The sequence below is a fragment of the Roseofilum sp. genome (assembly GCF_982964205.1).
Genome location: NZ_CEZBFX010000149.1, coordinates 1 through 10,734 on the forward strand (window position 1 = coordinate 1; position 10,734 = coordinate 10,734).

At 43.3% G+C, this 10,734-nt stretch carries 12 protein-coding genes; 10 read left to right on the top strand and 2 right to left on the bottom strand.

Annotated features, from left to right (window positions below; genetic code table 11):
- Positions 1-284 precede the first annotated feature (284 nt).
- On the top strand, positions 285-527 hold the full coding sequence (locus AC3A14_RS22490) for a hypothetical protein (RefSeq protein ID WP_318701939.1): 243 nt from the start codon (positions 285-287) through the stop codon (positions 525-527).
- A gap of 130 nt (positions 528-657) precedes the next feature.
- Here AC3A14_RS22490 and AC3A14_RS22495 read toward each other — a convergent pair whose 3' ends face one another.
- Positions 658-948, bottom strand: coding sequence for a DUF5132 domain-containing protein (locus AC3A14_RS22495; protein WP_318731305.1), 291 nt, complete (start codon positions 946-948; stop codon positions 658-660).
- A gap of 195 nt (positions 949-1,143) precedes the next feature.
- Between AC3A14_RS22495 and AC3A14_RS22500 the strand changes: the two genes are divergently transcribed.
- The 7 genes from AC3A14_RS22500 (at position 1,144) to AC3A14_RS22530 (ending at position 6,150) form a co-directional block, all read left to right on the top strand.
- The gene (locus AC3A14_RS22500; protein WP_318731304.1) at positions 1,144-1,938 is read left to right on the top strand and encodes an MlaE family lipid ABC transporter permease subunit; all 795 of its coding nucleotides are present in this window, start codon (positions 1,144-1,146) and stop codon (positions 1,936-1,938) included.
- Positions 1,939-2,419: 481 nt separating this feature from the next.
- Entirely contained in the window at positions 2,420-2,851 is a 432-nt protein-coding gene (locus AC3A14_RS22505) for a globin family protein (RefSeq protein ID WP_318731303.1), read from the top strand.
- A 3-nt stretch (positions 2,852-2,854) separates the two neighbouring features.
- The gene (locus AC3A14_RS22510) at positions 2,855-3,502 is read left to right on the top strand and encodes a cytochrome c3 family protein (protein ID WP_318731302.1); all 648 of its coding nucleotides are present in this window, start codon (positions 2,855-2,857) and stop codon (positions 3,500-3,502) included.
- The gene (locus tag AC3A14_RS22515) at positions 3,499-4,293 is read left to right on the top strand and encodes a cytochrome c3 family protein (RefSeq protein ID WP_318731301.1); all 795 of its coding nucleotides are present in this window, start codon (positions 3,499-3,501) and stop codon (positions 4,291-4,293) included. The genes AC3A14_RS22510 and AC3A14_RS22515 overlap by 4 nt, the downstream gene beginning before the upstream one ends.
- A 30-nt stretch (positions 4,294-4,323) precedes the next feature.
- A complete protein-coding gene (locus AC3A14_RS22520; RefSeq protein WP_318731300.1) occupies positions 4,324-4,980 on the top strand; it encodes a c-type heme family protein in 657 nt (218 codons plus the stop codon).
- Between the two features lie 82 nt (positions 4,981-5,062).
- The gene (locus tag AC3A14_RS22525) at positions 5,063-5,665 is read left to right on the top strand and encodes a hypothetical protein (protein ID WP_318731299.1); all 603 of its coding nucleotides are present in this window, start codon (positions 5,063-5,065) and stop codon (positions 5,663-5,665) included.
- Positions 5,665-6,150, top strand: a complete 486-nt coding sequence (locus tag AC3A14_RS22530) for a thioredoxin domain-containing protein (RefSeq protein WP_318731298.1) — start codon at positions 5,665-5,667, stop codon at positions 6,148-6,150. Before AC3A14_RS22525 ends, AC3A14_RS22530 begins: the two co-directional genes overlap by 1 nt.
- 19 nt (positions 6,151-6,169) lie before the next feature.
- On the opposite strand, the gene AC3A14_RS22535 is transcribed toward AC3A14_RS22530, so the two are convergent.
- Positions 6,170-7,096, bottom strand: coding sequence for a pentapeptide repeat-containing protein (locus AC3A14_RS22535; protein ID WP_318731297.1), 927 nt, complete (start codon positions 7,094-7,096; stop codon positions 6,170-6,172).
- A gap of 153 nt (positions 7,097-7,249) precedes the next feature.
- On the opposite strand from AC3A14_RS22535, the gene AC3A14_RS22540 reads away from it, so the two are divergent.
- Entirely contained in the window at positions 7,250-8,659 is a 1,410-nt protein-coding gene (locus AC3A14_RS22540) for a cytochrome c biogenesis ResB family protein (protein WP_318731296.1), read from the top strand.
- 386 nt (positions 8,660-9,045) lie between these two features.
- Positions 9,046-10,731: a cytochrome c biogenesis protein gene (locus AC3A14_RS22545; protein WP_318731295.1), complete on the top strand. Its 1,686-nt coding sequence runs from the start codon at positions 9,046-9,048 to the stop codon at positions 10,729-10,731.
- Positions 10,732-10,734: the final 3 nt, after the last annotated feature.

The following is a 10,734-nucleotide window of genomic DNA, read 5'->3' on the forward strand; positions in this document are numbered from 1 at the left end:
TGACAACTCACATCTACGATCAACAATGTACCTCATAGCAGCGCGAAGCGCTGTATACATTTTGTCAAGGACTAAATATAGAGTGAAGAAAATTTTGTAACACTATTTATGGATAATTCAAGGAAAAGGTAAAAACGGTTTTTCCCTATTCCCTATTCCCTATTCCCTATTCCCTTGTCCCCACACCCCTACTTTAAGATTGTTAACAATAGTTCTCATTAGTTGCAAAAATTCTGCTAGGCTATGGGCAGAAATCAACCTTTCTACATGGTCTTCTAACCCCTATGTCTCTGATTCATCTGGAAAAGTCCATCGTGACTTTTCATCTCAAGGAAATTCTCGAAGACGGACACGGTAATCATCCCCTATTCTGGGTTGGATTAGGCGTTTTAGTTTTAGCCCCTACCCTGTTACCCGATCGTCAACCGGTGAATCGACGGTTGAATAAAGAGGGCAGAACAGGAAAAACAGAAATGTCTTTATCTGAGTGGGTGGCTCAGGCACAAAAAAATAGAGTCGATGCTTGACAGTTAACTGTTGCTGTCTACAACTCTCAAGTTAAAAGACAAGGGGCCCCTAGCCCCTTGTTTTGGTGAGTTTCTCCGAGTTTACAGCACCCTCAAAACGATCCAAGAGGGCTGTAACTGAACCGTTAGGTTAGGAATTCGGGAGGGATTTGTTCTCAGTCTGGGCATGAACTTCGGCTTTGGCTTCAGCCGCAATATCCGCGAGGCTTTCGGCCGTTTCCGCTAAGGTAGATTTGGTTTTTTCATACCAAGTAACTCCCGTTTTAATGGTGGTTTTTAAAATCGGTTTGACCAACGGCAAAATGACAGGTGCAAGGGCAACGGTAGCGACTCCGACGACGATCGCCTTGGTGTTGGGGTTACGGGTGAGTTCGCCGACTCGCGCTCTTAGTCCAATGCCTTCTTGATGCATCATTACCATAATTGAAGATCCTGTTGCTAAGTTGAAAGAAAATGTAGCTCACATTCTCATCTATTGTACCCTAATTGAGAAAGAAAAACCAGACCGATCGTTACAGAACTTCGTACTGTACTGGGTAAGGAGTAAGACGTTACTTAACGTTTCCGATGATCTGGGATATCCTGTAATTGATGTTGTGCCAACCTTGAAGTAGCCTTGAGTCAACCCAAACTCTTGCACAGTCGCAATCCTTTGTATCGACCCCTAACGGCTATCCTGTTGGGGGGACAGGCGATCGCCCATATCCTAGCCGGAAAAATTCATCGCCGAAATACGATGGAGCAGATGATTAACGTCGGACCAGCATCGGTGGCGATCTCTGTGATGACGGCGGTTAGCGTCGGTTTCGTGTTCACCATTCAAGTTGCCCGTGAATTCATCAACTTTGGAGCCACTACTGCGGTTGGGGGGGTTTTGGCGATCGCCCTAGCCAGAGAACTTTCCCCCGTCCTCACTGCCGTCGTTGTTGCTGGGCGCGTCAGTTCCGCCTTTGCTGCCGAAATTGGAACCATGCAAGTGACCGAACAAATCGATGCCCTCTACATGCTCAAAACCGATCCCATCGATTACCTCGTCATTCCCCGATTAATCGCCTGTTGCTTAATGGTTCCCCTTCTAAACCTCCTGTCCCTTGTCATGGGGATTGCCTCCGGTTTATTCATTGCCCAAGCTCAATACCGCATCCCCTACTCCGTCTTCCTCTCCTCCGTGCAAAACTTCATGACTCCCTGGGATGTCTGTAGCTCTGTGATTAAAGCCTTTATTTTTGGAGCCTTAATTTCTGTTATTGGCTGTAGTTGGGGACTCACCACCACTGGAGGGGCAAAAGGGGTGGGTAAATCCACCACTACCGCTGTAGTTATTTCTCTGCTGTCGATCTTCATGACTGATTTTGTCCTCTCTTGGATTATGTTCCAAGGTATGGGTACATCCTCGATTCAAGGGGTATAACCCTTCTCTGGAGCAACGATTTAGTCCATAAATCATGTTATCGGATTGGCTTAAAGCCATCTTGAGAACTTGATAAAAGATAGGGGTCAAATTCTAGGGAGATGCTGTTTACAAATCCTCAAACATGCATCTTTTGCATATACTCTATGTTTTTATTTCAATAGGTATTTTTTTTCGTAGTTTATCTTACAGAATATCCTAGATAATCTGGATATATACAAGTTATATCTTGGACAAAAAAGAATTGAAATTGTCTATAGCAGGGAATAAATTAGTGAGAACAAGTAATTGACTCTAAGCCAATTGTTATGGGCTAATGGGACAATTTTCTATAAGTCCTAAGTATTTCTTAATTGGCTATAGCAATTCTCTTTTCTATGGAGTACAGCTTGAAGTCTTAGATCCTAAGCAATAGCTTGTATTTCTTAGGGTCTAGTGCGAAGCGCTATATCACCCATACTGCATAAGGAGAACACCAAAAATGTCATTAAAAGTCGAACTTCTGGAAGAGAGCTTTGAAAAAGTGAAGCCAGAAGCGAATGAGTTTGTCGAGAGTTTCTATACACATTTGTTTGCGGATAATCCGGAAGCTAAACCGTTGTTTGAGCATACGGATATGAAGAAACAAAAGCAAATGCTTTTGCAATCTTTGGTCTTTACAGTAGAAAATTTGAAAAAGCCAGAAGAGTTAAGTAATGCACTCAAAGGCTTAGGGGCACGCCACGTTAAATATGGTGCCCTTCCTGCCCATTATCCCCTAGTTGGTGGGGCACTCTTGAAAACTTTTGAACAATACTTAGGGGATGATTGGACTCCTGAAGTCAAACAAGCTTGGATTGATGCCTATCAAGCGATTACCGATCTGATGCTTTCCGGTGCAGATTACGATAAAGCGGAAACCCAACTTTCTTAAGTCATGACCAGCAATTTGCAGCGGTTTCCTCTTCTGAAAAATATTCTTCAAGTCAAGACAGCTATTATCGCAGTGGTCGTTTTGCTACTGATTTGGGGAATTGCTGCGTTTGCCTTAGATCAACGTCAAATCTTTCTTCCGGGAGTGACATCAGATGGGCACACGTTAATTGAGGCTTCTTGTAGTTCCTGTCATGAAGGATTTAAACCGGTCAGTAATGAAACTTGTATGCGTTGTCATGAAGCGGAGTTAGTTAGTGATATTCACGGCCCGAAAAAGTTTCGCGATCCCCGTTGGGCAGAATACCTCAGTAATTTAGATGTGTTAACTTGCACTGCTTGTCATGCGGAGCATGTCCATATGTTTGGTCGCGGGGTTCACCTGAAACCGGATTTATGTATGGCTTGTCATGAAGGAGTCATTACTGGAGAGATTCCCAGTCATAAAGGGTTTGAGCCAGATGGGTGTTGGACAGCAGGATGTCATAATTTTCACGATCATCGCTCGATTTCGACGGGTTTTTTGCGGGAAAACTTGAATCAACCCATCCTATTACCGAAGCCAGAAATGCCGAATTTAGAAGTCACTCTGACCGAAAGTAAACCCCCTAAACCCGATTTAGGTGAGGAGTTTCTGGAGGGAGGAGGATGAGAAGAAACAGCATTTTTCTGATGGTATGGCTATGGTCTGTGGTGATGTTGTGGGGTTGTAACGGGGCGATCGCCTCCCCAATCTCCGCCGAGCGAGTAACAGAAATTACTCAGCAATGGGAAAACAGTGTTCATGCTCTGGCTGATGTCAACTGTTCCACTTGTCATCAAGAGAGCAAAACGAAAACCTTGGTGGTGCGTCCTAACCAAGAAAGTTGCCAAAGTTGCCATCAGCAACAGGTGGATACATTTCTGCTCGGTAAACATGGTATTCGTACGGCTGAAGGACTGTCTCCCTTAATGCCAAAGATGGCGCACTTACCGATGAAAGCCTCTGCTCAGGGACAGTTCATGGGGTGCAATACCTGCCATGATGTCCATCAACCTGACACGTTTAAGGCTTCTGTAGATTCCTGTTTGCAATGCCATGATGATGCCCATTCTCTCAATTATGGGGACTCGAAACATGGTTCTCTGTTTGCCGCATCGGTTAGACTGCCTCGCCCAAGTCCAGATCTGGTGACCTGTGCAACCTGCCATTTACCCCGCACAGTCCATGAAAATACCAATTCGGTGTTTGTGAATCACAATAACACTTACAACCTGCTCCCGCGCGATCGCATGGTGAAGGATGTTTGTATGAATTGTCACGGCTTGGAATATTCCTACAACAGCATCTTTGATGATGAGTTGATTGAGGGCAATTTTCACCATCCCCCTCAGCAAGATTTAGACACGCTGGAGTTAGTTAGAGCATTTGAAAAAAAGCGAACTGCTTCAAGCTCTGAATAAAAAATTTGTTCACCTAATCGAAAACTGACTATGCCTATCCTCACAACTTGGATACGTTCACTTAAACTGAAAACCATCAGCTTATTCGTTTTAGCGACAGCTATTTGTCTGACTGCTGTTTCTTGTGCTGGAGGAAACAGCAATAGTTCGACTCAAACCAGTGGTATTGATCCTGCTCTTGTGGTTGATTATATCCATACAGTAGCCGAATCCGATCGTACTGCCTACACCAAGCATGTGGTTAACCGGCTGAAAACACTCGAAGGACAAGATAAACCCAATGGAGTCGTTCCGGCAGAAGCAACGGAAGCTTGGCAAGATGCCAATGGTATTCCTTTACCCGCGCAAATGTTCCGTTTAGGTGCAGAACTGGCCTCGGAACAAGGTGCATTCACGTATGGTTTAATTTCGCCTTGGTTTATTAATGACGCGCAAGCCCCCAGAGGGGAGTTTGAAGAGGTGGGGATGCAAAGCGTTATTGACAGCGGTGAACCCTATAAAGATTATCGGGAAATTGCTGGTCAACAATATTACTCTGCCATTTATCCTGATGTGGCGATCGCCGAAGCCTGCGTTACCTGTCACAACGATCATCCCATCCATAAAGAACGCTATCCCGATAAAATCTTTGAATTGGGAGATGTCATGGGTGGTGTTGTGGTTAACTTACCCCTTGAAGGCACTTAATCCATTTCTTTTTTTAGGTTTGATTTAGGGAGGAATGCAACGTTTGTATTCTCTACCTTAATTTCAATTTAGTTTATCCACAATGAAACCCAAGTTTTCCATCCTCATCCTCTTAACCGTCATTTGTGCTATTCTGCTCACTCCTTTTGTTTTTAGTCCTAACTATATCCCCGTTCTACGCTTAAATGACTTCGATCTTTATTTAGCCTTTCAGAGCGAACTCTATAAGCAAATTACAGGATATTTCTCCCTGTCTTTTGTACTACTAGAAATGGCGCTAACTCTCCGTAAACGAGGAAGAAGCTGGAAAGTAAAAATCAAGGTTCCGGGAAGTATTCAGCTCTGGAGAAGCCTACATATTTTTCTAGGCATTGCCTTAGTGGGCAGTACATTTATCCATACTATCGGGGTGCGAGGTTTGAATTTTAATGCCATTTTCCTATGGGTCTTTTTCTTGGTCACCTTATCCGCTTTAGTCGGGGTAGTTGCTGAAACTGGAATCATAGAATCTTCCCAGCGTTATTTCCGATTTAGTTTATCTCCTTCTCCTGCCAATACCGGCATTTCTAAAGGAGTTTTGATTCGCAATTTACGGGGGATATGGCTAACCAGCCATATCATTTTAGTCAGCATGTTTTTAGTTATGCTAGTCTTTCATATCATCATTGCCTACTATTATCAATAATGCCAATTGAGACGATCAAAAAAGTCATTTTAGGATTAGCATTGATGGGCGTATTTGCTTACTTCTTTCTGCTACCCAAATCTCCTGCATTACTGCCCTCTAGTTTAACCGGTTTGCAACAACTTAAAGCCAGTTCCCAAGTTGCTGTTCCCTATCGTATTGCGCTCAATAATCATTTACCAACAGTGATTGAATTTTATGCCGATTGGTGTACTACCTGTCAAGCTATGGCTCCTACAGTTCGGCAGATTGAAAAAGAGTATGAACATAAAATAAACTGGGTCATGATTAATATCGATCGCCCAGAATATACCTATCTTATTGAAGAATATAACGTGGAAGGTGTCCCCCAGTTTATTTTCTTCAATACTCAACAAGTTGTTCAGGAAATTCTAATTGGAAAAATCCCTTCATCTCTACTGGTTGAACAAGTTCGTTCATTACTAAATTTTGATGATACATCACCCAATCAGGAGCTGAGATAAACTTGACTAATCTATGGGATTAATGGGGAACATTTAAGGCTCCCGTGTGTCTTAACCAATCTTTTTGATCGTCAGTCAATCCTTGGGCATCCGTAAATGTTGCTCCCATAAATTCGCAGTTAATGAATTGAACATCTTTCCAAATAGTCCGTTCTAAATTGGCATCCTGGAAACTGGTTTCAACCAACTTGACTTCATCGAATAAAGCGGATTCTAGATCGGTAGACAAGAATGAACAGTGTTCTAAAACACTATTGGTAAACGATGCATTGATACATTTAGCCCCTAAGATCTCTGTATCTTTCATCTCAATAGATCGAAAATCAACTTCACATAAATTTGCAGATACAAGACTAGAGTTGTGTACCTTGCTCCTTAAAAAAATAGACCGATGCAAATTAGCTTTTTCTAAATTAGCATCTATCAAAAAACTGTCACTTAAATCTGCGTTTTCTAAAATAGCCGAGCGCAAAACTGATTCAGTAAGATTACACTGCGTCAACTGAGAAGAAGTCAGATTAACTTGGGTTAAATTGGCAGAATTTAAATTAGCTTTCTGAGCTTTGATTTTTCTCAGGTCTGACTTATGAAAATCAGCATCAACACCATTCAAGCGATCTAAAGTTGCACCATAAAGTTTCGTATAACGAGCATCAATAGATCGGCAATTGGCACTGTTTAAACAAGCTCCATTGAGTTCAGCATGGAATAATTTAGCACACACTAAATTAGTTTCGGTCAAATTGGCTAACATCAAGTTGGCTTCAGAAAAGTTTGTCCCTTGACAAAAGGCCCTAGATAAATTTGCCCCTCGTAGATAGGCTTGACTAAAATCACCATCATCAAGAATACAACCCTCGAGATTAATCCGGCTTAATTCAGCCCTAACAAAAGATTCTCCGTCCTGGAGTTGGTTGATAACTTCTTCGGCTGTGAATAAACTCATAAAATTAAGGTAATAGATGACAAAACTTAACTTCTAGCTTATCGCTTAATTGCCCGTTTATGCTACTTCTGTCATCCTGAATACAACCGGATCTTCTCAAACCAGTAAGGTAGACAATAAGAAAACCCTTTGATCATTCTTGAAACTGTTAAGATGAATACGCCTTTGATCCGGTTCTTTGGCTCGATCCAGTTTGCTGTTCCCCTTCTGGCTAGTATTGTTGCTATTTTAATCGGAGCGACAATTTATGAGTCTCAAGTTGGCTCGACTGTGGTCCAACATCTGATTTATAAAAGTCCTTGGTTTGGGATGTTGATGTTCCTGCTGGCAGTCAATTTATTAATTTCGGCACTCACGCGCTATCCTTGGCGAGGCTCTCGTAAAGCGGGATTTGCTTTAACTCATATTGGACTGGTTTTGATTATTGTAGGCTCGGCGGGAGTTATTCATTTGAGTTTGGAGGGAATGCTACCGTTAAGAGAAGATCTAGCGGGCAATAATCAGATTCGGGTTGAGGGAGATTTATTAGAAGTGATGACTCCTGAAGGTGAAGCTGAACAAAGGGATATTTTTATCCGTCCCGATGGCTCTATTTCTCCTTCTTCAGTTCTGGGACTTTCTTTGTTAGGTTATGCGGAAAATACGGTGAAAACCGTTCGCTTTAAGGAGGGAGGAGGCACGAATAATGTGGCTTTGAAGGTGCGGTTAACCAGTGCGCGAATGGGACAAGAGGTGGAACAATGGTTAGGGTTTGCACCCCTACCTTATCGTAGGGTAAGTTTGGGGCCGGCTGAGTTGAGGCTGATGGTTGTGGAGAGTGAGGAAACAGTGCGGGAGAAGGTTACGGCACTGGCTGATACTTCAGAGGGGAATTATTTTCAGGCGATCGCCACTTCATCCGGTAAACTTTATTATGCTACCCATTCCTCTCAAGGCTTCCAATCCGGTATTCTAAAACTGAATGAACCGATTGCACTGGGTTGGGCAGACTTTGAAATTACTCTAGAAGAGCAGCTTACCCATGCTGAGATTGACCGTCAAATTGTACCGGTTGGCGATCGCAGCGTGCAAGGTACTCCCGCTATCCTAGTCAAAACAGAAACAGGAACCCAAACCTGGCTCCCCTGGGGAGAACCCACCGCCATTCCTGCACCCGATGGTGATATTCTGGCAGCATTTACCCCTAAACTTTTTTCCCTTCCCTTTCAAGTAGCATTGCAAGACTTTATTGTAGAGCGCAATGAAGGTTCTGAGAGCGTCGCCATGTGGACAAGCAAAATCCAAATTCAAGACCCTCATCAGCATATTAGCAGCGATCGTACGGTCTGGATGAACCACCCCACCTGGTATCAGGGATGGAAAATCGCCCAAGCCTCCTGGAACCCTGGAGATTTACGCCAATCTACCCTACAAGTGAAACGCGAACCCCTGTGGATAACCTTGCTCACTTGGACAGGTTCAGCCCTTGTCGTTGTCGGTATTGGTACAATGTTCTATGGTAAGGCTATTCACAAAAGCCTCACCGATTATCCATCACCCATCATTAATTTAGGAGAAAATTAAGCAGCTTTTATTGTATCTGTTTCTGTCCTACCTACACCGCATGATATTTATCGCTTTGCTAATCAGATCATTCAATTTGTTGAACCCTTGGATGAATTGAGTTTTGCCCAAGATAGTAAGACTCAGTTGGCTATACTCTATGCTCTTTCGATTATCGGAGAAGCAAAAACTTAATAATCTTTAATTTATTCTACCTAGATAAATGATGCAATTGTGGCAACAAAATTGTAACTGTCATACCTGACATACCAAATCAATTCGACTCGATTAATTAACTTAAGTCTACATCATATATAATACAGTATGCGCTAGTAATAGTTAATAAACACAGAAAAATTCCACCACAGACATTTACACAAACTTGTCAACTGTCCACTACTTTACTTATGAATCCAATTAAATTTCTCATCGCCTTAACATTAGGTCTTCTCCTGTGCTTTTTTCCCGTATGGAAAGGGATAATCTCTAGTCCGGAAACAAGCTATGATTCTCTAAAAACACTGGCGGTGCAACTGGATGGACGCAAAAAGCCCCTCGATACAGTTGCCAGAGAAACGGTAACTCAAATTCATGGCAGTTTGCACTATCAACCTTTAAGCGGAGATAAGCTAGATTATCTCAATACTTATCTTTCCCTATTATTCAATAACCGAGACTGGAACGAAGAACCCTTTATCCTATTGAGTTATCGACCTTTGAAAACCCAACTGGGATTCAATCCAGAACAGAAATATTTTTCCTTTGTGGAACTGGTTTCTTCTCCCTTAAGTTCGTTTGTTTTGCAAGCCCATGAAGATCAAGCGCAGAATCTAGATTTAACGCGAGATCAACGGGAAGCATTAACTTTAGAAGATCGTTTAGCCTTAATGTTAGAGACAGTTAGCAGTACCCAGCTACCAATTATTCCCCATCCGAGCGATCCGAAAGGGAAATGGTTGGGAATTGCTCAGGCTTCTGAATATTATTCGCCGGAACAAGTCGAGACATTGCAAGCAACCTATAGTGAAATTAAACAAGCGATACAAATGGGTTTAATTTCTGATTTAAATGCCCAAGTTGCCACTTTGAAATCGCAACTGATAGCATTAAGTCCCCAAGTCTATCCTTCTAGGGAAAAAATAACGCGAGAAGTCCGTTTTTATGGACTGCATTGGTTTACCCAAGCCTGGATTTTATATGGTGTAGGGTTTCTGGTGATGTTACTTGCTTTAGCGTGGGAAAAGTTACAAGCCTATTGGGTAGCATTAGGGTTATTTTGCAGTGGGTTAGCGGTGCATGGATATGGGTTTTGGGAGCGGATGCAAATCGCAGGACGACCCCCAGTGACGAATATGTATGAGTCAGTGATTTGGGTGAGTTTGGGAATAGCGGCGATCGCCGTTACCTTTGAGTTCCTGCATCGTGCGAAATATTACCTCTTGTCCGCTGCACCCCTATCTATCCTCTGCTTGATATTGGGCGATCGCCTCCCGGCTGTCCTCGATCCCAGCATTAAACCCCTGGTTCCCGTCCTACGCGATAACTTTTGGCTCAGTGTCCATGTACCTACCATTACCCTCGGTTATGCCAGTTTTGCCCTTGCCTTTGGCTTTGGTCATCTGCTCCTGGGCGCTTACCTATTCAAACCCACAGCCAAAGACTTTATCAATCGCCTCTCGCGCTGGAACTATTCCATCCTCCAAGTTGGCGTACTTTTCCTTACCACCGGTATTATCCTCGGTGGCATTTGGGCCCACTTTTCCTGGGGACGGTTTTGGGGATGGGACCCCAAGGAAACCTGGGCCTTAATCGCCCTCATGTGCTACATCGTGCCCCTACACGGTCGATTAGGCGGTTGGCTCGGCAACTTTGGCATGGCGATCGCCAGTGTCGTCAGCTTTAATGCTATCCTCATGGCCTGGTATGGCGTGAATTTTGTCCTCGGAACTGGATTACACAGCTACGGCTTCAGTACCGGAGGCTCAGAACTGATTATCGGGAGCTTAATTGCCCTAGATCTCCTGTTTGTATTGGTCGTATTCCTGCGTCAAAAGATGCTCAAAAACCAATCCCAATCTCCAGTCCTGTCCTAAAAT